Annotated in this window: 20 protein-coding genes; 4 read left to right on the top strand and 16 right to left on the bottom strand. The window is 62.5% G+C overall.

All coding sequences use genetic code 11. The annotated features are described in order from the left end of the window. Positions 1–27 precede the first annotated feature (27 nt). Positions 28–1,119, bottom strand: a complete 1,092-nt coding sequence (gene aroC / locus BLEFHOIH_RS22835; protein WP_088348342.1) for a chorismate synthase — start codon at positions 1,117–1,119, stop codon at positions 28–30. A 184-nt stretch (positions 1,120–1,303) separates the two neighbouring features. On the opposite strand from aroC, the gene BLEFHOIH_RS22830 reads away from it, so the two are divergent. After that, on the top strand, positions 1,304–2,371 hold the full coding sequence (locus BLEFHOIH_RS22830) for a histidine kinase dimerization/phosphoacceptor domain -containing protein (RefSeq protein WP_088348341.1): 1,068 nt from the start codon (positions 1,304–1,306) through the stop codon (positions 2,369–2,371). A gap of 72 nt (positions 2,372–2,443) precedes the next feature. On the opposite strand, the gene BLEFHOIH_RS22825 is transcribed toward BLEFHOIH_RS22830, so the two are convergent. From BLEFHOIH_RS22825 to BLEFHOIH_RS22795, 7 genes are all read right to left on the bottom strand, one after another. Next, positions 2,444–3,022: a CarD family transcriptional regulator gene (locus BLEFHOIH_RS22825; RefSeq protein ID WP_088348340.1), complete on the bottom strand. Its 579-nt coding sequence runs from the start codon at positions 3,020–3,022 to the stop codon at positions 2,444–2,446. 588 nt (positions 3,023–3,610) lie between these two features. Next, on the bottom strand, positions 3,611–4,594 hold the full coding sequence (locus BLEFHOIH_RS22820; protein WP_088348485.1) for an NAD regulator: 984 nt from the start codon (positions 4,592–4,594) through the stop codon (positions 3,611–3,613). A gap of 123 nt (positions 4,595–4,717) precedes the next feature. Next, entirely contained in the window at positions 4,718–5,143 is a 426-nt protein-coding gene (locus BLEFHOIH_RS22815) for a hypothetical protein (RefSeq protein ID WP_088348339.1), read from the bottom strand. Positions 5,144–5,344: 201 nt separating this feature from the next. Next, positions 5,345–5,530 carry a 50S ribosomal protein L32 gene (gene rpmF / locus BLEFHOIH_RS22810; RefSeq protein WP_088348338.1) on the bottom strand — a complete coding sequence of 62 codons (186 nt, stop codon included), beginning with the start codon at positions 5,528–5,530 and terminating at the stop codon, positions 5,345–5,347. A gap of 184 nt (positions 5,531–5,714) precedes the next feature. Next, positions 5,715–6,671, bottom strand: a complete 957-nt coding sequence (gene mtgA / locus BLEFHOIH_RS22805) for a monofunctional biosynthetic peptidoglycan transglycosylase (protein WP_245297165.1) — start codon at positions 6,669–6,671, stop codon at positions 5,715–5,717. Between the two features lie 101 nt (positions 6,672–6,772). Further along, entirely contained in the window at positions 6,773–8,758 is a 1,986-nt protein-coding gene (locus tag BLEFHOIH_RS22800) for a protein meaA (RefSeq protein ID WP_088348337.1), read from the bottom strand. A 110-nt stretch (positions 8,759–8,868) separates the two neighbouring features. Continuing rightward, on the bottom strand, positions 8,869–9,126 hold the full coding sequence (locus BLEFHOIH_RS22795; protein WP_210191856.1) for a GlsB/YeaQ/YmgE family stress response membrane protein: 258 nt from the start codon (positions 9,124–9,126) through the stop codon (positions 8,869–8,871). Between the two features lie 212 nt (positions 9,127–9,338). Here BLEFHOIH_RS22795 and BLEFHOIH_RS22790 point away from each other — a divergent pair, with 212 nt between their 5' ends. Then, a complete protein-coding gene (locus tag BLEFHOIH_RS22790; RefSeq protein WP_088348336.1) occupies positions 9,339–9,665 on the top strand; it encodes a hypothetical protein in 327 nt (108 codons plus the stop codon). A gap of 63 nt (positions 9,666–9,728) precedes the next feature. On the opposite strand, the gene BLEFHOIH_RS22785 is transcribed toward BLEFHOIH_RS22790, so the two are convergent. The 5 genes from BLEFHOIH_RS22785 to BLEFHOIH_RS22765 all read right to left on the bottom strand — a co-directional run bounded on the left by BLEFHOIH_RS22785 (position 9,729) and on the right by BLEFHOIH_RS22765 (position 14,790). After that, positions 9,729–10,424, bottom strand: coding sequence for a SprT family zinc-dependent metalloprotease (locus BLEFHOIH_RS22785; RefSeq protein ID WP_245297155.1), 696 nt, complete (start codon positions 10,422–10,424; stop codon positions 9,729–9,731). A gap of 425 nt (positions 10,425–10,849) precedes the next feature. Further along, on the bottom strand, positions 10,850–12,307 hold the full coding sequence (gene phaZ / locus BLEFHOIH_RS22780; RefSeq protein ID WP_088348334.1) for a polyhydroxyalkanoate depolymerase: 1,458 nt from the start codon (positions 12,305–12,307) through the stop codon (positions 10,850–10,852). 235 nt (positions 12,308–12,542) lie between these two features. Further along, positions 12,543–13,136 carry an SCO family protein gene (locus BLEFHOIH_RS22775; protein WP_088348333.1) on the bottom strand — a complete coding sequence of 198 codons (594 nt, stop codon included), beginning with the start codon at positions 13,134–13,136 and terminating at the stop codon, positions 12,543–12,545. Between the two features lie 33 nt (positions 13,137–13,169). Further along, positions 13,170–14,000, bottom strand: coding sequence for an ABC transporter permease (locus BLEFHOIH_RS22770; RefSeq protein WP_088348332.1), 831 nt, complete (start codon positions 13,998–14,000; stop codon positions 13,170–13,172). Beyond that, the gene (locus BLEFHOIH_RS22765) at positions 13,990–14,790 is read right to left on the bottom strand and encodes an ABC transporter ATP-binding protein (RefSeq protein ID WP_088348331.1); all 801 of its coding nucleotides are present in this window, start codon (positions 14,788–14,790) and stop codon (positions 13,990–13,992) included. Before BLEFHOIH_RS22765 ends, BLEFHOIH_RS22770 begins: the two co-directional genes overlap by 11 nt. A gap of 170 nt (positions 14,791–14,960) precedes the next feature. Between BLEFHOIH_RS22765 and BLEFHOIH_RS22760 the strand changes: the two genes are divergently transcribed. Further along, complete coding sequence (locus BLEFHOIH_RS22760) at positions 14,961–16,301, top strand: ActS/PrrB/RegB family redox-sensitive histidine kinase (RefSeq protein WP_088348330.1); 1,341 nt, start codon at positions 14,961–14,963, stop codon at positions 16,299–16,301. A gap of 64 nt (positions 16,302–16,365) precedes the next feature. Continuing rightward, complete coding sequence (locus BLEFHOIH_RS22755) at positions 16,366–16,926, top strand: ActR/PrrA/RegA family redox response regulator transcription factor (protein WP_088348329.1); 561 nt, start codon at positions 16,366–16,368, stop codon at positions 16,924–16,926. Here BLEFHOIH_RS22755 and BLEFHOIH_RS22750 read toward each other — a convergent pair. From BLEFHOIH_RS22750 to BLEFHOIH_RS22740, 3 genes are read right to left on the bottom strand one after another with little or no spacing between them, the layout of a single operon-like run. Next, positions 16,907–18,310 carry a glycosyltransferase family 1 protein gene (locus BLEFHOIH_RS22750; protein WP_088348328.1) on the bottom strand — a complete coding sequence of 468 codons (1,404 nt, stop codon included), beginning with the start codon at positions 18,308–18,310 and terminating at the stop codon, positions 16,907–16,909. The two genes, BLEFHOIH_RS22755 and BLEFHOIH_RS22750, sit on opposite strands and share 20 nt — an antisense overlap. A gap of 12 nt (positions 18,311–18,322) precedes the next feature. Then, positions 18,323–19,381 carry a glycosyltransferase gene (locus tag BLEFHOIH_RS22745; protein ID WP_088348327.1) on the bottom strand — a complete coding sequence of 353 codons (1,059 nt, stop codon included), beginning with the start codon at positions 19,379–19,381 and terminating at the stop codon, positions 18,323–18,325. A gap of 35 nt (positions 19,382–19,416) precedes the next feature. Next, entirely contained in the window at positions 19,417–20,517 is a 1,101-nt protein-coding gene (locus tag BLEFHOIH_RS22740; protein WP_170937336.1) for a glycosyltransferase family 4 protein, read from the bottom strand. Positions 20,518–20,654: the final 137 nt, after the last annotated feature.

The raw sequence follows: 20,654 nt of genomic DNA, 5'->3' as shown, positions 1-20,654 counted from the left end.
CCCCCAAGCGATCCGCCAGCGCACGCGCTAAACCGATCCGCATTGCCCCCGATGGCGCAGGTAATGATCGGCCAGAACGATCGCCACCATCGCCTCGCCGACCGGCACCGCCCTGATCCCGACGCAAGGATCGTGCCGCCCTTTGGTGGCGATGTCGGTCTCAGCCCCAAGGCTGTCGATTGTCCGGCGCGGCGTCAAGATCGATGATGTGGGCTTTACCGCAAAACGCGCAATAACCGGCTGCCCGGTGGCGATGCCGCCCAAAATTCCGCCGGCATTGTTCGAAAGGAAGGCAGGTTTTCCGTCGGGGCCAATGCGCATTTCGTCGGCATTGTCTTCGCCGGACAAGCTGGCGGCTTCGAACCCCGCGCCGATTTCGACGCCCTTGACTGCGTTGATGCTCATCAAGGCGCTGGCGATATCCTGGTCGAGCTTGGCGTAGATCGGGGCGCCGAGCCCGGCCGGCACGCCCTCGGCGACGATCTCGACCACCGCGCCGCAGGACGACCCGCTCTTGCGCACGCCGTCCAGATAGGCCGCCCAGCCCTGCACGCTGGCATGATCCGGCGAGAAGAACGGGTTGCGCTCGACCTCGTCCCAATTCCAGTTCGCCCGGTCGATATGCTGCGTGCCGAGCTGCACCAGCGCGCCGCGCACGCTGAGGCCAGGCACGACCTTGCGTGCGATCGCTCCCGCCGCCACCCGCATCGCCGTCTCACGCGCCGAGGATCGGCCGCCGCCGCGATAGTCGCGAATGCCGTATTTGGCGATATAGGTGTAGTCGGCGTGGCCGGGCCGGTATTTATCTTTGATCTCGCCGTAATCCTTGGAGCGCTGATCGGTGTTCTCGATCAGCAGCGAGATCGGCGTGCCCGTCGTCACTTGCACGCCTTCGGCATTCTCGAAGATTCCGGAGAGGATCTTCACCGCGTCCGCTTCCTGGCGCTGGGTGGTGAAGCGCGACTGGCCGGGGCGGCGTTTGTCGAGATAGGGCTGGATGTCGGCTTCGTTCAGCGGGATGCCGGGCGGGCAGCCGTCGACGACGCAGCCGATCGAGGGGCCGTGGCTTTCGCCCCAGGTGGTGACACGGAAGAGATGGCCGAAACTATTATGGGACATGGAGGGCGTTTCCTTTGCCGTCCTGTTTAGACGAGGCGGGTTCCCGCGTCAAAAGCCGCGAAATTGTCCGCGATTACCGCGATCTGAGCGAAACACCCGGTTCAGACACGAATGATGAACGGATTGTCTTGCCGTTGTCATAGGTAACGCCTAGGTTGAGTATTGCCTAGAAAGGCTTTCCCCCTTGGCTCTCGCGTTCAGTGACATCGATGATTCCCGGACCCTGGCGCGTGCGATCGTCGATACGGTGCGCGAGCCGCTGCTCGTGCTTGACGAGGGGCTGCGGGTCGTCGTCGCCAGCCGGTCCTTCTATCGGACTTTTCAACTGACGCCCGACAGCGTCGAGGGCAAACGGCTCGAGGCGCTCGGCGCGGCCTGGGACATTCCGGTGCTTCAGCTTCTGCTGGAGAAGATCATTCCCGATCAGACCGCCATCGACGGCTTCGAGATCGAGCACGAATTCCCCGCCATCGGCCACCGCATCATGCTGCTCAATGCCCGTGAGGTGTTTTACGCGCATGGCTCGTACAAATCCCTGCTGCTGTCTCTGGAGGACGTCACGGCGCGGCGGACGGCCGAGCGCCAGAAGGCGAGCTTCCTGCGCCATACCGAAGAGCTGCTGCGGCAGAAGGAGGTGCTGATCCAGGAGATGCAGCACCGCATCGCCAACAGCCTGCAACTGATCGCCAGCATCCTGCTGCTGAAGTCGCGCAGCGTCACCTCCGAGGAGACGCGCCAGCATCTGCAGGACGCGCATCAGCGGGTGATGTCGGTGGCGGCGGTGCAGCAGCATCTGCGGGTCGCCGGGCGGGGCGACCTGATCGAGATCGGGCCGTATCTGTCAAAACTTTGCCGCAGCCTTACCGCCTCCATGATCGGCGACACGCGGCCGATCACGCTGAGCGTCGCCTGCGACGAGGGCGCGGCGCTCTCGGCCAAGGCCGTCAGCCTCGGGCTGATCGTCACCGAACTGGTCATCAACGCGCTGAAGCATGCCTTTCCGGCGAATGCAGGCGGTACGATCACTGTCCGCTACGAGGTCAATGGCGCCGACTGGATGCTGATCGTCGCCGATAACGGCGTCGGCAAGCCGCTCGAGAGCAGCGGCGGCGCCGTGCGCGGCCTCGGCACAAGCATCGTCAACGCGCTTGCCCAGCAGCTCGACGCCCAGGTGGCGGTGGCGAGCAGCGACCTCGGCACCAAGGTCTCGGTGACGCGGGCGACCTTCACCTCGCGCCTGCCGGGCGTTTGACAGCAAAATAAAAGCGGCGAACGCCCAGAGGCATCCGCCGCCATTTCATCCAAACCAGAGGCCCGGGTTCGCTCAGGCCGCTTCGTCCTGGGCCTGCTCTTCCTCTTCCTCGATCACTTCCTTGCGGACCAGACGGGTGCTCTTGTTGAGCGACTCGTTGATGGCCTGCAGCGCCATGACCTCGTCGACATCCTGCACGGCGGCGATTTCGCGGGCCATGCGGTCGAGCGCGGCTTCATAGAGCTGGCGTTCGGAATAGGACTGTTCCGGCTGGCTGTCGGACCGGTACAGATCGCGGACCACTTCGGCGATCGAGATCAGATTGCCGGAATTGATCTTGGTTTCATATTCCTGAGCACGGCGGCTCCACATCGTTCGTTTGACGCGCGCACGGCCGCGCAGCGTGTCGAGCGCGCGGGTGACGATGGAATCGTCCGAAAGCTTGCGCATTCCGGCACTCTCGCATTTCGAAGTCGGCACGCGGAGGGTCATCTTGTCCTTTTCAAAATTGATGATGAAAAGTTCAAGCTTGTACCCGGCGATTTCCTGCTCTTCGATGCCGACAATGCGGCCAACCCCATGGGTCGGGTAGACGATGTACTCGTCCTTCCGGAAGCCGTTCCGATGTGTCGATTTTTTCTTCGCAGCCATACTCATTCTCACGTTTCTTTCCCGGCGCGGATGCCGAAAGCTTCTTTGACTACGTCGTCTCCGCCATCGCCGACGAAATGAGTGGGAACAGCCCGTGATCCCGCACGCGCTGTTTCGCGACCAGCCATCTGCCCCCGTCCGGCTATGGCCGCGTTACGCCGAAAAGCTCACAGATGGCTTCAGTGGATGCATAGATGGCATCAACAGCGACTCAGTCACGAGATCGCTCGTCACAGACGCAAAAATCAGAAAGACACTTGCCCGCGCAGCGGGAAGTTTCGCGCTTTGTCACCAACCGTGTGCTTTTGTGGCGCCGATAATACCACATTCATATTTTTTTGGAAGCCACGCTCTTAACCGGCCGGGGTAAAAAGCGGGATAGGCTAGGCATTTGCGCAACATTGTTAACAATGGCGATCAGCCAGAGGCATTTCCGCAGCCCTAAAAATCAGCCGTCGTCTCGTCGCCTCCAAACATAAGGCTTGTAATATAGGCTTGGGATTGCCGTGGTGAAAGGGCCACGACCGCAAAAAAACAACAAACTCCACAGATATCTTGCAATTTGACGCATTTACGCCGCGAATTGGATCAGCCGCGCCCGCCCCTGACCCGAACCCCCGCTGAGGGACGCTCCAGCACCACGTCGCGCCGGAAGCGGTAGGCCTTGGCGGGACGGCCGCCGGTCGCGGTGCGCACGTCTCCGGTCGCCTCGACCAGCCCGGATGCGGCAATCAGACGCCGGAAGTTCTGCTTATGCAGATGGGTGCCCAAAATGGCCTCGACCGTCCGTTGCAGCTCGAACAGGGTGAAACTTTCCGGCATCAGCTCGAAAATGACGGGGCGGTATTTGATCTTGCCGCGCAGCCGGCTCATGGCGGTCGCCAGGATGCGGCGGTGGTCGAACTGCATCGGCAGGCCGAAGGGCGGCAGGTTCTGCCATTGCCGCGCCGCCTCGCGGCCATCCGTCAGCGATTCCTGCGCGAGGCCCGCTTCGTAGAGCAGCTCGTAACGGTCGAGCACCTTCTCCTCGTCCCAGCCGAGCTCGCCGCCAAAGCAGATGCCGAGCCGCTCGCCGCGCGTCAGGGGCCGCAAGGGCGCATCGTCCGGCTCGGGGCTCTCCGCCCAGGCGCCAAGGCGCGGCAGCATCTCGTCGGTGAGGATGGCCGGCTTTTCGGCGCGCCAGTCCTCCCAGGGGAAATAGTGATACCAGCTCTGCCAGTCGCCATGCTTGAGGCCGCGGATGGCACCCGAGCCGGTCAGTGCCAGATAGCCGATGGAGACCACCTGCATGCCGACATCGCCTGCCCGCGCGTGCCGGCCGCGATCGGCGAAGGTGTAGAGCTGCTCGACATAGCCCAGTTCGAGGCCGGTCTGGTCCTTCACCCAGGCGCGCAGGCCGATCTCCAGCGTGCGGTGGTCGAGCGGGGCGAACAGGCCAAAGGGCAGCGCGGCGCGGCGCTCCTGGCCGGGATCGCCGGACCGCATCACCAGGATGCGCGGATTGTCGCCATCCACCGAGACGATGGCCGCCGTCAAGCCGATCTCGACGGCGACTTCACCGTTCAAGGGGATGGGCAGCGCGCTCGGTTCTATGATCGATGGGGCTGGCAATGGGCATGCTCTCAAAAAAATAAAGGGCGCTAAAAAGCGCCCTCTCGCAATCGCAAATTTACGCGCAGGGCGGGCAAATCCCCGTTATTCCCCTTGGGCGCCGCCGAAGCCGAAGTCACGCCGGGCGCCGCGAATGGTAATCGAGAAGCCGGCGATCACGTCGATCAGCGCAACGGTCAGGATGAAGAAGAACACCGACGTGGCAGCCTGGCGCACGACGAGGAATTCCACCAAGCAGAACATGAACAGCACGGTCGACAGGCCATGGTCGACGATCGAGGAACCGCCGGTGCGGGTCGCCTTGATGATCTCGACGAAGAGCAGCACCAGCGTGATGATGGTGACGAGATCGCCAACGGTGAGGGTCCAGGTCGCGCCGGAGATCATGTCGAGCGAGAACAGCCGGTCATCGAACACCGTCTGCCCGCCGGCGGGGGGCCAGGACGCCGAAAAGGCGATTACATTGTAAAGGATAATCGCGACGATAAGCCACGGGATGCTCAGGATCATTGCTCAATCTCCATCTCAAGGGCGCGACCGGGATACAGATGCCGATAAACCCCCAAAAATCGCGCTAAATCATAACAGGCGAGATCATCATCTGTTCAACATGAACGCCGGGGCTTCCCTTCCGGTCCGGCGGCGCGAAACAGCCCTTAAAATGCAACAGGCGCGGCAAGCCGAACAGCACCCGCGCCTGACCGCCAAGCCCTAGAGATCGCCCTTGGCTTCCAGGATCTGCTTGCCGCGATATTTGCCGGACTTCAGGTCGATATGATGCGGACGGCGCAACTCGCCCGATTCCTTGTCCTCGACATAGGTCGGCGCGGTCAGTCCGTCGGCGGAGCGGCGGGTGCCGCGCTTCATCCGGGAGGTTTTTCGTTTCGGAACGGCCATTGTCTTACACCTTCAAAATACCCAAGCCTGCCAGGAGCCAAAACTCCGGCGAGCCGATCGTTGGAATCCTGTGGACGCCGTCAGTGGACGTCGATCAGCCGTCTTATAATGGTGTCAAGCCGCTTTTGCCAGTGCAGAAACGTTGCCCCGAGCCTTTTCCGTGCCGAATTGGCCGGGATTTGCCCTAGCGGTCGAAAACGCAGGCGGCGTCCGGCGCTTCGCGGCTGACGCGGCCCTGGATGCGGGAGGCGAGCCGCTGCATGCGCGCGCTGGGGCGGCCGGCATTGCGCTTCAGCGGACTTGGCAGGGCCGAGACCAGCAACGCGGATTCGCTGGCGGTCAGGGCCGAGGCTGGCTTGCCGAAATGGTAGCGGGCGGCGGCCTCGGCGCCATAGATGCCCGGCCCCCATTCGGCGATGTTGAGATAGATCTCGATCAGCCGCTGCTTGGGCCAGACCAGCGACATAAAATAGGCCAGCGGCACTTCGAGCGCCTTGCGGAAATAATCCTGCCCCGGCCACAGGAACAGGTTTTTCGCGGTCTGCATCGGAATGGTGCTGGCGCCGCGCGGCGTGTCGCCGTCCTCGACCAGATCCTCGAGCGCTTCGCTGACGGCGGTCCAGTCGACGCCCCAATGGCGGCAGAAGGCGGCATCCTCGGCGATGATGGCGGCGGTGGGCAGGTTCGGCGAGATGTCGGCGAAATCGACCCATTGCTGATCGACGCCGCGCCCGAGCAGCGCGTTGCGCAGCATCAGGGCCGAGATCGGCGGGTCGACGAAGCGGTAGATCAGGATCAGCGGATAGGGCGCGGCGAGATAGACGGCGATGGCGATCAGCGCCCAGCGCAGTCCCTTGGCCAGCCCGGGATAGCGCGCGCGCCAGCCGGTGACGGGGGAAGACGCGGGCATGGCCGTTTCGGCGGAAGCCGGTACGGCGAGCGGGGGGCTGTCGCCCCAGAGGCTTTCGCCGGCAGGCATTCCGCCTTTACGCGCCGCCCAGCGCTCGCCCGGCCAGGACTTGGCGCGTTGCAGGCCGGTCTTTGCGTCCTGGAGATTGGAGCGGGCCGTCCGGCCCAGTGCGTTACCAGCCGATTTGAGGCGGGCGCTCAACTGGCGCAGCTTTTCGGCGGCAACTCGCATGATCACAAACAAATTCAGAATACAGAGAGCTGGAAAAAGCTTTAACCAGCGGCACCAGCCCCCGCAAGGCCTATCGATGTGACGCCGGAGAAATCGGGTGCCTAGGCCGCGCGGACTTCCGGATCAACAAGCCGGACGATGCCGGCCATGATGTCGTTGAGCTGGAAATCCTTCGGCGTGTAGACGGCGGCGACGCCGGCGGCCTTCAGCGCCTTCTCGTCCTCGAGCGGGATGATGCCGCCGACGACGACCGGGATGCCCACGAGGCCGACCGCGCGCATCCGCTCCATGACGTCGCGCACCAGCGGCACGTGGCTGCCCGACAGGATCGACAGGCCGACGACATGCACGCCCTCTTCGAGCGCGGCGTTGACGATTTCCGCCGGCGTCAGGCGGATGCCTTCATAGACGACTTCCATTCCGCAATCGCGGGCGCGCACGGCGATCTGCTCGGCGCCGTTGGAATGGCCGTCGAGGCCGGGCTTGCCGACCAGGAACTTGATCCGCCGGCCGAGCTTGGCCGAGACGCGCTCGACCTCGATCCGCACCTGCGCGATGCCCTCGCTGGTTCCGATGCGCACCTTGCCGACGCCGGTCGGCGCGCGGTATTCGCCGAACACCGAGCGCAGCGTTTCGCCCCATTCGCCTGTAGTGACGCCCGCTTTGGCGCAGGCGATCGAGGGCTCCATGATGTTGCGACCGTCCTGCGCCGCCGCGCGCAGATCCGCCAGCGTCCGGGCGACTGCATCCGAATCGCGCGCCGCCCGCCAGGCCTGTAGCTGGGCGACCTGCTCCTCTTCGACGCCTTCGGGCACGGTGAGAATGCCGCTATCGCCGGCGGCCGAGAGCGGCGACGGCTCGGTTTCGGTCCACCTGTTGACGCCGACGACGACCTGCTCGCCGGTCTCGATGGCGCGCAGCCGGGCCGAGTTCGACTCCACCAGCCGCTGCTTCATATAGCTGGACTCCACGGCCGCCACCGCGCCGCCCATCGCCTCGATGCGGTCCAGCTCCTCCCGCGCCTCGCGCTTGAGCTGGTCGACCTTGGCGGCGATAGCGGTCGAGCCGTCGAAGATGTCGTCGAATTCGAGCAGGTCCGTCTCATAGGCGACGATCTGCTGCACGCGCAGCGACCATTGCTGGTCCCAGGGGCGCGGCAGGCCGAGCGCCTCGTTCCAGGCCGGGAGCTGGACGGCGCGGGCGCGCGCTTTCTTCGACAGCACCACGGCCAGCATTTCCAGGAGGATGCGGTAGACGTTGTTTTCCGGCTGCTGCTCGGTGAGGCCGAGGCTGTTGACCTGCACGCCGTAGCGGAAGCGGCGCAGCTTCTCGTCGGTGACTCCGTAGCGCTTCAGGCAAATCTCGTCCCACAGGTCGACGAAGGCGCGCATCTTGCAGACCTCCGTGACGAAGCGCACGCCCGCATTGACGAAGAACGAGATGCGGCCGACGACCTCCGGGAAATCCTTCGCATCGACTTCGCCGGAAGCTTTCACTGTGTCAAGCACCGCCTCGGCGATGGCGAGCGCATAGGCGAGTTCCTGCACAGGCGTCGCGCCGGCTTCCTGCAGATGGTAGGAGCAGACATTGGTCGGATTCCATTTCGGCACTTCGCGCCACGTATAGACGATGACGTCCTTGATCAGCCGCATCGACGGCTCGGGCGGGAAGACATAGGTGCCGCGCGAGAGATATTCCTTGATGATGTCGTTCTGCACGGTGCCGGTCAGCGCGCCACGCGGGGCGCCCTGCTCGTCGGCGACGGCGATGTAGAGCGCCAGCAGCCAGGCCGCCGTCGCATTGATGGTCATCGAAGTGTTCATCTCGGCGAGCGGGATGCTGTCGAACAGCGCCCGCATGTCGCCCAGATGCGAGACCGGCACGCCGACCTTGCCGACCTCGCCGCGCGCCAGTGGGTGGTCGGGATCGTAGCCGGTCTGTGTGGGCAGGTCGAAGGCGACCGACAGGCCGGTCTGGCCCTTCGCGAGATTGTTGCGGTAGAGCGTGTTTGACGCCTTGGCGGTGGAATGACCGGCATAGGTGCGGATCAGCCAAGGTTTGTCGCGCGTGGGACGCTCGGCACTCATGAATGATCCTCGCCTCGATTGCGATCAGCCTGCCCCAATGCTTGGGGCAGCGCAGCAATCATAGCGTAGCATTTCGCAGTTGCAAAAATGAATACGGAATGCGCGGGGCCTCACCGCCGCAGACGTCCGGCGATGAACAGCACCGACAGCGCGCCGATCGCGCCCATCAGTCCCGCCGCCGCCGGGCCGCCGCCGAAGCCGACCCCCACAGCATCCAGCAGGTAAAAGCCGGCAATCGACCCGGCGGTGCCGGCGATGATATTGCCGCTGGAGCCGAAACCGCTGCCCCCCGTCACCAGCCCGCCGAGCCAGCCCACAAATACGCCCGCCATGATGATCGCCAGGGCCACCCCGCCCATATCGCGCATCCGCATCCCCCCTCTTCCGCCGCCTTGATTTCTGCTATAGTTGCGCCGGCGCATTTTCGAAAGGCTTCGTATCCACTCCGCTGGCGAAGCCCCGAGCCATAATGATGCCAAAGCGGCAAAACATATAAAATTGTCTCTTTTTTCAGATTGCAGGCACCTCCTGTCCCACCCCGTCCCCGCTGCGGACGCTAAGCATCGAAGAGAGCCAGGCCATGCGGATCCTTTTTTCCTCCTTCACTTTCCTCGCGACGCTCGTCATCGGTGCCCTCGCCTTTGCCGCGACCGCCATCGAATTTCCCACCATCATGCGCCAGCTCATCGACCTCGCGCAGCATCTCCCGCCCTATCTGGCGCAATTGGGACTGTCCGACCGCTATCTGGTCTGGACCGATATCCTGCTCAGCGGCGACAAGCTGGTGATGCTCGGATTCGTGCTGGCGACGCGGTTTATATTCGCGCTGATCGGCATCGTGTTCGGGCCGCTATTCGGTCTGTCGGGGGATCAGAAGAGCGATTCCGCTTTCCATCGCTGGGGGTAGCGGGGCGCTGTGGCGCGCGGGTGGCTCGGTTAGGGTGATGAAGCGCCGGTGAGCGGCGGAGGTTTACGAGGAAGCGCCGAAGCGATGCAGTTCGGCGCCGTTCTGCTTCAGCCAGGCGCGGGCTTTCTGCATCTCCGGCATGGTCTCGCGCACGAGGCGCCAGAAGCGAGGCCCATGGTTCATCTCGCGCAGATGGGCGACTTCATGGGCAGCGACATAGTCGAGGACGAATTCGGGAGCGAAGATCAGGCGCCAGGAATAGCAGATGGTGCCGGTGGAGGAACAGGAGCCCCATCGGGTGCTCTGGTCGCGGACGCTGATGCGCTTGGGACGGACGCCGAGATTGGCGGCGTGATGGTAGGTGCGGCGGGTGAGGTCCGCCTTGGCCTCGGCGCGGAGCCAGTCCGCAAGTCGTCGGGGGCCGTGCGTATCGCCGCCAGAAACACAAATACGCGGGACGGCCCGCGTATCGCTCATGATCCAATTGCTCGGATTTTGTTGAATTTTGCACGGGGCGGCGGCGGCGTTCCAGCCTTCGGCCGGCATCAGCGCGTCGGCCTCCTCGACCCATACCACGCCTTGATAGCGGACGGCCCCAACATAGGAAACCTTATGCGAGACGCCGCGCAAGGGCAGGACGGCGCCATTGTCGAAGGGAACGGGCTCCGGCAGCCGGTCAATCTGGCGCTTGAGCCAGTCCATATGGCGCGCGAGAAAGTCGCCGGCCTCTTCGATCTTCACTTCCTGGGGGAGGGTCAATATGGCCGCGCGCTCGGTGTGGCTCACCTTGAGCGAGAAGCGCCGGGCCCTGCGCGAGCGTCGCAACTCAAGCGGACAGTCGACCCCAACAAGCTTCAACTTGAGCGGCGCTTCCGGTGTATGTAGCTGCGTTAAAAGCATGGGCCCCTAATTCCCCAATACCCATAACGGGTTAGAACCGATCCCCAGAAAGGAGAAAGCCTATCATGTATACAAACGAAACGCTGTTGCAGATGCACGACAGTATGAGAAATAAACCTCGATGGTACCACAAATCCCCACCGACGCCATACGCCTTCTGTCTTACCCTGGAACAGTGCGTAGGAAATCATAACCAAAGTTCCATCACCACAGTGTGATTGTCGCAGGGTAAACAAAGCGATACGAAAATGGCTGCCGACAACAATTCACAGTTTATCCAAGGGTCAGCGCGGTGCGTCGAAACGCTTGGCCAGACCCGCATCCTGTGGCGCTGAGATCACAGTTAATGCGACATTGCGTCTCGCCAATGGCAAATCCGAATCAATCTTGCGATCGAGGCCGGCAATCGGTAGGCCCGTTCCGCCATTGCCGGCGGCGAGGGGCAGCGGCGCCACTTCGATCTTGCGGGCGTCCTGGATCTGCATGAAGACTCGCTTCAGCAAACCGCCGCGCGGATCATGGCGGCGGGTGAAGGCGGAGATCGCCGGCACGATGTCCGCACGGAAGCGCGAACCGTTAAAGATGCCGTAATGCCCGACCTTGCTTTGGAGATGGTGCTTTCGCATTCCGCCCGCAAGGTTCGCGCAAAGTCCATGCGCGGCCCGGCACTGGCCGAGACCAGTAATATCGTCCTTCTCACCTTCGACGGTCATCAGCGCGACATTGCGGATGGCGCTAGGGTCGATCAGCGCGCCGCGATAGCGCATTTGTCCGCGCGCCAGGGCGTGCTGGATGAAAATCTGATCGACAGTCTCGAGATAATATTCCGCCGCCATGTCCATCACGGCGAGATATTCGTCGTAGAACTCGCGCGTCTTCTCCGCCGACTCGCCGTCGCCCTTAACCAGGTTGAAGAAGAGCTGCTGATGCGCGCTCATATGCTTGTCCGGGTTCATGGCGATGAAGCCGGATAATTGCAGGAAGCCGGGATAGACGCGGCGCCCGCGCCCCGGATAGCGCCATGGCACTGTGGTGATGACGTGTTTGCGGAACCAGTCGATGCCCTTTTCCACGGCGAGCTTGTTGACGGCCGTCGGGCTTATGCGCGTGTCGATCGGGCCGCCGAGCAGGATCATGCTGCGCGGCACTTCCGGATCGCCCAAGGCTTCCATATGGGCGACCGCCATCAGCACCGGCACGGAGGGCTGGCAGACGCCCATAACGTGGACATCGCCCTTGAACAGCCGGATCATCTCGATGAGGTAGTCGACATAGTCGTCGAGGCCGAAGCTGCCATGCTTGGCCGGCACCATGCGCGCATCGGTCCAGTCGGTGATATAGACCTCATGATTGGGCAGCAGCCCCTCGACGGTGCCGCGCAGCAGCGTCGCGTGATGGCCCGAGAGCGGCGCGACGATGAGGACGCGCGGCGTATTGGCGACCTCCTTGTCGGGCAGAGCGCGGCTGAAATGGATGAGGCGGCAGAACGGCTTTTCCAGCACCACCAGTTCGCGCACGCCGACGATGCGGCCGCCCGCTTTCGTGCGGTTGATGCCGAAGACGGGCTTCTGATAGCGGCGGGTGGTGCGCTCGATCAGCTCGGCGGCGGCCGCCGTGCTGCGTCCGAGCGCCGTGTGCGCCATCGGGTTGAACGGATTGCGAAAGAAGTATTTGGCCGACCCCGCGGCGAAGCGCGTGGGTTTCATGGCGGTCTGGGCGAGTTCGTAGAGCTGATAGAGCACGGCATCCGTCCCGATTGCAACATCACGCGAATCGTAACTAACACGCCCCCAAACTGAAATGGCGGCGGATATGTTGCACAGCAACGGAAATCATCATTCGGCGTGCAATAATGACCAGCTTTCAACTGGAAAGCGCAGTCAAGCAACATTCTCAGGTGGATAAAGCGGGGGCCGACGCTTTAGTTCCACTATGGCAGCGCCGTTGACGGAAGGGTGATTCGGCCATGCGGGCCGGTTAGCCGGCGGCTTTGGCGATGCCCTCGGCCAGCTTCTCCGGCGTCACCCCATAGGGAAAGTGGGTGACGTACTCACCCTGCTCGTTCATCAGATAGATGAAGGTCGAGTGATCCATCAGATAGCTGTCGGCGGAGGCTGGGCCGTCCGCCTTGGTGTAATAGACGCGGTAGGCGCTGGCTGCCGCGCGGATCTCTTCCTCCGTGCCGGTCAGGCCGACGATTCGGGGCGAGAAATTGGCGATATATTGGCGGATCTGCTCGACGGTGTCGCGCTGGGGATCGATGGTGATGAAGATCGGCGCGACCTTGTCGGCGGAGGTGCCGAGCTTGTCCAGGGCGCTGGAGATGAGCTGCAATTCGGCCGGGCAGATGTCCGGGCAATAGGTGTAGCCGAACACCACCAGCATATACTTGCCACGAAAATCTGTGTCGGAGACGCGCTCGCCCTTCTGATTGGTCAGCGTGAACGGCCCGCCGATCAGCGCCTTGCCGGTCCTGACCACGCCGGATTGCATCGGCGGCTGTACGCTCACCGCGACCACCGCGCCGATGGCGAAGGCGACCAGGATCAGAATCAGCAAACGGGGCGACATGGTACTCCTTGGCGGTCGAGGATGGCGGCCGGGCTATTCGCCGATCTGCATCAGCGTGCCTTTGATGCGCGCCAGGCGCAGGCAGTAGTGAAACAAAATATAGGCCCCGCTGAAATACACGACATTCAAGGCAAAGGCCCGAATCATCTGCTCGGGATGAAACTCCCCATGCATCACCAGCGCGCGCAGACCCTCGAAGACATGGGTCGGCGGCAGCGCTGCGGCGAGCGGCTGCAGCCAGGGCGGCAGCGTCGATAGCGGATAATAGACGCAGCACAGCGGCAAAAGAAAGAACACCGCCACCCAGGTGAAGGACTCCGCGCCCATGCCATAGCGGATGATGACTCCATTGGCGACGAGACCGATTGTCCAGCCGCAGATGACGAGATTGGCGAAGAAGCCCGCCAGCGGCAGGCCGAGCCCGAGCAGGTTGAAGTCGAAGAACAGATAGGCCAGCAGCACCACCGGCACCATGGAAATGGCGAGCCGGATCAGGCTGATCACCATCAGCGCGGCGATATATTCATTCGGCCGCAACGGGCTCATCAGGATGTTGACGAGGTTGCGCGACCACATCTCCTCCAGGAAGGACAGCGAGAAGCCGAATTGGCCGCGCAGCAGGATATCCCATAAGAGCACCGAGCCGATCAGCAGGCCGGCGGCATTGGCGAACAGCGAGGTCGTCGCGGCCAGATGCATTTGCAGGAAGCCCCAAACCAGCATCTGCACCAGCGGCCAATACATCAGCTCGACCATGCGCGGCACCGAGCCGAGGATCAGGAAGGCGTAGCGGCGCACCATGGCCGCGATCCGGCGCAGCGAGGCGGCTGGGCCGTCGACGTCGAGCGCGGTGTCATAGTGCATCGCCGGTCTCCTTCAGCTCCGCCTCTTCGGCCGGCTCAGGCCGCGGCAGCCCCCCGCGCCCGCGCCCCCTGGTGATGTCGAGGAAGACGTCCTCCAGATTGGCGCGGCCATAGCGGCGCAGCAGCTCGGCGGGACTCGCGTCCTCGACGACTCGGCCCTTGTCCAGCATCAACACCCGGTCGGCCATGCGCTCGACTTCGAGCATATTATGCGAGGCGAGCAGAATGGTGGCGCCGCGCCCGGTGCGGTAATCGAGCAGCGCCCCGCGCACCCAGTCGGCGGTGTCCGGATCGAGCGAGGCAGTCGGCTCGTCGAGCAGCAGAAGGTCGGGCGCGTTGATCAGCGCCTTGGCGAGCGCGGCGCGTGTCTTTTGTCCCGCCGACAGATCGCCGGCCGGGCGCTCCAGAAACTCATGCAGCCGCAATTCCTCCGCCAGCGCCGTGATTCGTGTAGCGGGATCGCGCACGCCGTAGAGGTCGGCGAAGGTGCGCAGGTTCTGCCGAACCGTCAGCCGCATCGGGATGTTGACGTATGGGCTCTGGAAATTCATCCGGTGCAGCACGCGGTAGCGGTCGCGGGTCATGTCGGTGCCGAAGACGCGCACCTCGCCGCTGGTCGGCAGCACCAGGCCGAGCAGCATCGAGATCGTCGTGGTCTTGCCGGCGCCATTGCCGCCCAGCAGCGCCGTCACCGACCCGGCCTCGACGGAGAAGCTGATGCCGTCGACCGCTGTGATGTCGCCATAGCGCTTCACCAGATTGCGGACGTGTATCGGCGCCATCTCGTTCATGAACGTCACTCTTTCGGGGACCGCTATGCGATCTGGGAATAAGCCCTGCCTATCAAAGCGGCTGGCATTCGTTGGATGAGATATTTATAGTGCAGCCCGTAAGATAGGCACTGTGAAGCGCGGCTTGTACCGCTGCTTAGCGCAAATTCGCTGCGAAGATCCACAAAACCATGGCGCGTGAACGCTTAGATTTCGGCGAAAGTCGCTTGCGGCTGCAAACGCTGATCCGGCTCCGATGGGTTGCCGTGCTCGGTCAGACGCTGACCGTGCTTGGCGTCTATTTCGGCCTTGGATTCGCGCTTCCGCTTGCCGCCTGCCTCGCTGTCATCAGCCTCTCCGCCCTCTCCAACATCGCCCTGCAGCGCGCTTTTCCGCCCAGCCACCGCCTGCAAAGCACCCACGCCATGCTGATGCTCGGCTATGACGTGCTGCAGCTTTCCGCCCTGCTCTACCTGACCGGCGGCCTCGAAAATCCCTTTGCGCTGCTGATGGTTGTGCCGGTTTCGGTGTCGGCCTCGACGCAGCCCTTGCGCATCACCGTGGCGCTCGGCACGCTCGCCGTCGCCTGCGCCACGCTGCTGGTGCTGAAGCATCAGCCCCTGCCCTGGCACGCGGTCGGGCGCGAGCCGATGCCGCTGGTCTATCTGATCGGTATCTGGACCGCGCTCGTTTCCTGCATCGCCTTCATGGCCACCTATGCCTGGCGCACGGCCCAGGAGACGCGGCAAATGTCCGACGCCCTCGCCGCGACAGAGCTTTTGCTGGCCCGCGAGCAGCAGCTTTCCGCGCTGGACGGCCTCGCCGCCGCCGCTGCCCATGAATTGGGCACGCCGCTCTCCACTATCGCCCTCGTCGCGAAGGAGCTGGAGCGCGAAGTCCCCGCCGACAGCCCCTTGCGCGACGACATCCTGCTGCTGCGCACCCAGGCGGCCCGCTGCCGCGACATCCTCGGCGCGCTGTCGGAGAATACCGGCGAGACCGACGCCATGTATTCGCAGATGTCGCTCGGCCATCTGATCGAGGAAGTCGTCGAGCCCTATCGCATCTTCGATATCGAGATCGAGGTGATGCTGCGCCCGCCGCCGGCCCGCAACGGCCAGGCCGCCGAGCCGGAGCCGGTCATCGCCCGCAATGCCGGCGTGCTCTACGCGCTCACCAATCTGGTGGAAAATGCCGTCGACTATGCCTCCTCCAAGGTGAAAATCATCGCGGATTGGAACAAAGACGACATTCATTTGGCAATCATGGATGACGGACCCGGCTTTGCACCCCATATATTGGGGCGTTTGGGCGAGCCCTATGTGACGACGCGGGCGCGCCAGCAAAATGCCGAACAGGACGCGGGCAGCGAAGGGATGGGTCTCGGATTCTTCATCGCGAAGACCTTGCTCGAGCGCTATAACGCGACGCTGAAGCTGGATAATCGGCCCGCCCCCGCGACCGGGGCCACCGTTGAGGTGACCTTAAAGCGGGCGGGTTGGAATTCCGCTTGGGCGGTAGGCAGAAATTAAAGCCGTTATGGAATGATACAGACATGCCGATGGCACTATCGGCCGCATTCGCAGGGAGAAGACCGTGGTTAGCCAGGTGAGCGGGGGGGTTTCGCCGCAGCAGGAAAAGACGCTGCTGATCGTCGATGACGACAAGTCGTTTTCGTCGCGATTGAGCCGGGCCATGGAACTGCGTGGCTTCGAAGTGCGGGTCGCCGAGACCGTGCAGGACGGCTTGTCGATGATCCGCAGCGCGCCGCCGTCCTATGCGGTGGTCGACATGCGCCTCGAGGACGGCAACGGCCTCGACGTGATCGCGCTGCTGAAATCGCTGAAGCCGGAGGCCCGCGCCATCGTGCTGACCGGCTACGGCAATATCGCCACCGCCGTGACGGCGGTGAAGCTGGGCGCGGTGGACTACCTCGCCAAGCCCGCCGACGCCGACGACATCTGCGCCGCCCTGCTGGCTTCGCCGAACCAGAAGGCACTGCCGCCGGAGAACCCGATGTCCGCCGACCGGGTGCGCTGGGAGCATATTCAGCGCGTGTACGAGCTCTGCGACAGGAACGTGTCGGAGACCGCAAGACGGCTCAACATGCACCGGCGCACGCTGCAGAGGATCTTGGCTAAGCGGGCGCCGAAATAGCGGGCACGGGCCCGATCTCGGGGCCGGAAGCGATGTCGCGGCCCGAGCCGGCGAGATTCTGACCGTCATGCAGGCTTTTCAGCTTGCGGAAAACCTCATCGCCGCACTCCTCCCAACTCTTCCACCTGAAATTTTCGGCCTTCGCTCTGAGTTCGGCCAAAAACTCCGGCTCGTTCATCGCCTTCGTCAACGCGGACGTAAAAGATGCCTCGGAAGTCGGATCAAAATAGCAAGCGGAGGCGGCGGCGATTTCCCTGTAGACCGGAATGTCGCTGATGACGACCGGGAGCTTGTGCGCCAAGGCCTCGACGACGGGAAGCCCGAACCCTTCGGCGAGGGACGCCGACAGGCAGAGATCGGCGTTCTCATAGGCGAATTGGAGTTCTACGTCCGAGGCATCGGAGAACCAGAATAGCTGACCATTCCGCCGGGGATGGGTGTTCAGGGTTTTCACCAGATCTTGGTACATCCACGCTTTACGCCCGAAAATCAGAAGGTTGAAGGTTGCGCCCGCGCGCCACAGCCGTTCGCAACTATCCAGAACGAATTGGTAATTCTTCTTAGGCTCCAAGCTGCCGACCATGATGATGTTGATACGGCCACCGCCAAACCGCGCGCTGAGCCCATCGCGAATTGCGCGTCGGTTGCTGCTCGGTGAGAAATTGTAGCCATTATATGCAATACTTCCCTCTGGGATCTTCAGATTCTCGGCCATCATGATGGCTTCGACGTCCTCCCGCGTTTGCCTCGATACATGCATGACATGAGAGGCCATCGAAAGCGTCGTCAGAAAATGCGCCCTGAACCACACCGGCAATTGGTAGTGGTGCGGCATGGTCAGCGGGAGCGCGTCATGCACCAGCGGAACGACGATCATCCGAGCGGCTAGAAGCGAGGCGTACGCGGACGGGGGATTGTCATGCCACCAGGCCGGCATGAACAGGACATCACCCGGCTTCGGATCGATTTTCAATGCGAGCTGAGAGGCCTCGCGACGCGCCTTGGAACGAGCCCGCAGTTTTTCGGCCAGACGGCGCGGCTTCGTCTTGCCCCACGCCAACGGGAGAATGTCCGCCGCCACAAGGCTGAGGGCAGCGCCGATCGAGCCGAATATCCGTTTCAGCCGGGCATTGCGGTAGTCGGTGATCCGGTCCTTGATCCGCAGCGATGCGTCAAAATCCGGGCATTGGCGGAACCAGGCGGGCAGTTTGTGGCGGGCATCAAAAATTCCGCGCTCCGTGACGGTTACCGGCACCACGGAAAGCTTCTCCGAGTGCCCGAACCTGTATCCGGCCCGCAAATATTCGAGGGTCACACGTGGAATTCCGGTGATCTTCGTCTTCTTTGAAATGGCGGTGCATTCAACAAATATTCGAAATGACATGGCGTAACAACTTCAATGGGCGGCGCTCAATACGATCCCAATCATGGCAATCGTCGCGATGGAGCATGCGATTACCGCAAACAATGTCAGCCGCATCGAACGCGCATATTTCTTGATTTTTCGCAACGAGGCCATGTCCCCTTCGTGCGACGCAAAAATGTCTTTCCGCCAGTACCGTATGAGCTTCAGCAAATCGTCTTTGGTGAGTTGCTGCGTCCAAATATCATCAAACTCAGCAAGAAACGCGTCGCACGCTTCGCGATATTTCATTTCCCATGGCTTCTTTACGACATAGTGGATGATAGCGATTTCATCCATATTCATGTTTATATCTGCACTGTAGTATGCATGGTGGCGCAGTACATTGTATTTTCGGGGTAGCCAGCGATGCTTCGCTTCGAAATAGCTGTTCAATAATCCCTGATCGGCGCCGTCATAGGAATAGCCCTCGCGCGCAAATCGCATCAGCTTCTGAAAACTCTCGCGGTCGGGCTCGATGACGAAAACGCCGCTGTTGAAGCGCTGCGTGCCGGTGTGATCCGCATAATCGGCCGCGAAGGCGGGCGAGGGGTGCTCGAAAAGTGCGTCGATGGAAGAGACCACGCAAACATCACTGTCGAGGAAGACCAGCTTGTCGAACGCATGGAGTCCGAAAACCCAAAGCTTCGAAAGCACGTTACTAAATTCCTTGCGGCCCGGCTTGTAGGCTTTGTTGATCAGTCGGGGGATGCGGACGAAATAAACATTCGGTAAATCCACGGTCTCGGAGAAATTGAACTCGGAGTCGGTCAGACAAATGAGCGGGATTGCAGAATTGTTGTTGAGCGAACGGGCGAGGCCGACGATCCCAAAAAAATAGTCCGGCGTGCAAAGCGTGACGAAAGCTCTCCGACGTCCGTCTTCGCCCCGAATGTTAGGGAGCGTATCAAGGAACCTTGTCAGATAGGCATTGAGGCGATCTGCATGGGATAGGACGCCATCGGTGTCATCGATCGGGTAGAAATCCGCGTCAAGGCTATCTTCCAATGGAAACGGGCTCACGACCTCCTTGGCAACGCCAGATTCGATCATGCCCGGTCTCTCATGTCCGTCGCTCCAAAAATCCGTCAATTTCTCCGTGCCGCCCTGGGCAGACTGCCGAGAAATTCGTCCAGCCGCGCCGCCTGCTGCCCGGTCGAAAACCTGGTCCGCGACCAGGCGGCGCCGTCGCGGCCCAGTTTTTCGCGTAGCTCGGGCGAGGCAATCAGAGTGTCGATCGCCTCGGCGATGGCGCCGGGGCTGACATCGTGAAGATAATGAGCGTGCTCCTGGCTCGCCTCCCTAAGGCCCCCGGTCCCGGAGCTGATCAGCGCGGCGCCGCCGGCATGCGCCTCCAGTGCGGTGCGGCCGAAGGGTTCGACCCATTTCGAAGGCACTAGCGCGATCGCGGCGCGTTCATAAGCTTCCTTGACCACGGAAAATGGCTGCTGGATCTCGATTTGCGCCCGCTCGCCGAGCGGGGCAAGCGCGCTGCGGACGGCTTCGAAATATTCCGGCTCGACCTTGACGGTGGAGAGGATGAAGCGTGCGCGCCAGCCGGGATGGCTCGGCAATGCCTGGGCGACGGCCTGGGCGGCGTCGATGATGCCCTTGGTGGCAATGGCGCGGCCGACGCAGAGGATTTCCGGCTCACGGATCTCGGCCGGGCGCCATTCGGAGAAGTCAAAACCGTTATAGATGACCGCCTGCGGGATGGTGATGTCGGGCCAGGCGGCGGCGAAATCGCGCGCGCAGGCTTCGCTGACATGGATCAGGCCGGCCAGCCGCCGGTAGCGCCCGAGCTTCAGCGCGCGGTGGATCTTGCCCGGGATCGATCGCCGATTGTAATTGGATTTCTGAAAATTATGCGTGTGCAGCACGACATTGACATCGGGACAGCGCCAGGCGATGGCGGCCGCTGTCGGCAGGTGCGCCTGCACCACGATCACATCGGGCCGCTGTTCCCTCGCCACCTTGGCGATGTAATTGGCGCGGCTATAGGTCCGCGAGCGCACGCTGGTAGGAAAATAGCTGAGGTCGAATCCCTCGAACGGTTCTTCGATCCGCTCGGCGAAGATGCGCGTTGAGGGCGCAAAGCGGCTTGCACGGACGAGATCGCGGACGCACAGATCGATGGATGTCGCCCGGCTCGGGCCAAAATACATCCGCCTCGGCATGACTTGGAACATCGGGAGACTCTCCATTTTAGCGATCTGCGCCGCCAGTAAATGAAGATTTTTCTGCAGAGGCGTCAAGTCGTTGCGAGGTGCTGCACAGAAAAAACTCTTGGCGAACCAACATGTTACTTCCGCTTCTGCATTGATGA

It is taken from the genome of Rhodomicrobium sp. R_RK_3, from assembly GCF_002198715.1.
In the GTDB taxonomy this organism is placed as follows: domain Bacteria; phylum Pseudomonadota; class Alphaproteobacteria; order Rhizobiales; family Rhodomicrobiaceae; genus R-RK-3.
Note: the sequence above shows the minus strand (reverse complement) of the source record. Positions and strands in the feature narration are given on the sequence as shown.

What these genes read in the sequence shown, in the direction of transcription:
- BLEFHOIH_RS22765 (WP_088348331.1), bottom strand. Translation starts at nt 14,790, where the DNA reads ATGAACGAGATGGCGCCGATACACGTCCGCAATCTGGTGAAGCGCTAT.
- BLEFHOIH_RS22770 (WP_088348332.1), bottom strand. Translation starts at nt 14,000, where the DNA reads ATGCACTATGACACCGCGCTCGACGTCGACGGCCCAGCCGCCTCGCTG.
- BLEFHOIH_RS22825 (WP_088348340.1), bottom strand. Translation starts at nt 3,022, where the DNA reads ATGGCTGCGAAGAAAAAATCGACACATCGGAACGGCTTCCGGAAGGAC.
- BLEFHOIH_RS22750 (WP_088348328.1), bottom strand. Translation starts at nt 18,310, where the DNA reads ATGTCATTTCGAATATTTGTTGAATGCACCGCCATTTCAAAGAAGACG.
- aroC (WP_088348342.1), bottom strand. Translation starts at nt 1,119, where the DNA reads ATGTCCCATAATAGTTTCGGCCATCTCTTCCGTGTCACCACCTGGGGC.
- BLEFHOIH_RS22745 (WP_088348327.1), bottom strand. Translation starts at nt 19,381, where the DNA reads ATGATCGAATCTGGCGTTGCCAAGGAGGTCGTGAGCCCGTTTCCATTG.
- BLEFHOIH_RS22815 (WP_088348339.1), bottom strand. Translation starts at nt 5,143, where the DNA reads ATGATCCTGAGCATCCCGTGGCTTATCGTCGCGATTATCCTTTACAAT.
- BLEFHOIH_RS22775 (WP_088348333.1), bottom strand. Translation starts at nt 13,136, where the DNA reads ATGTCGCCCCGTTTGCTGATTCTGATCCTGGTCGCCTTCGCCATCGGC.
- BLEFHOIH_RS22800 (WP_088348337.1), bottom strand. Translation starts at nt 8,758, where the DNA reads ATGAGTGCCGAGCGTCCCACGCGCGACAAACCTTGGCTGATCCGCACC.
- BLEFHOIH_RS22740 (WP_170937336.1), bottom strand. Translation starts at nt 20,517, where the DNA reads ATGTTCCAAGTCATGCCGAGGCGGATGTATTTTGGCCCGAGCCGGGCG.
- mtgA (WP_245297165.1), bottom strand. Translation starts at nt 6,671, where the DNA reads ATGCGAGTTGCCGCCGAAAAGCTGCGCCAGTTGAGCGCCCGCCTCAAA.
- rpmF (WP_088348338.1), bottom strand. Translation starts at nt 5,530, where the DNA reads ATGGCCGTTCCGAAACGAAAAACCTCCCGGATGAAGCGCGGCACCCGC.
- BLEFHOIH_RS22790 (WP_088348336.1), top strand. Translation starts at nt 9,339, where the DNA reads ATGCGGATCCTTTTTTCCTCCTTCACTTTCCTCGCGACGCTCGTCATC.
- BLEFHOIH_RS22795 (WP_210191856.1), bottom strand. Translation starts at nt 9,126, where the DNA reads ATGCGCGATATGGGCGGGGTGGCCCTGGCGATCATCATGGCGGGCGTA.
- BLEFHOIH_RS22760 (WP_088348330.1), top strand. Translation starts at nt 14,961, where the DNA reads ATGGCGCGTGAACGCTTAGATTTCGGCGAAAGTCGCTTGCGGCTGCAA.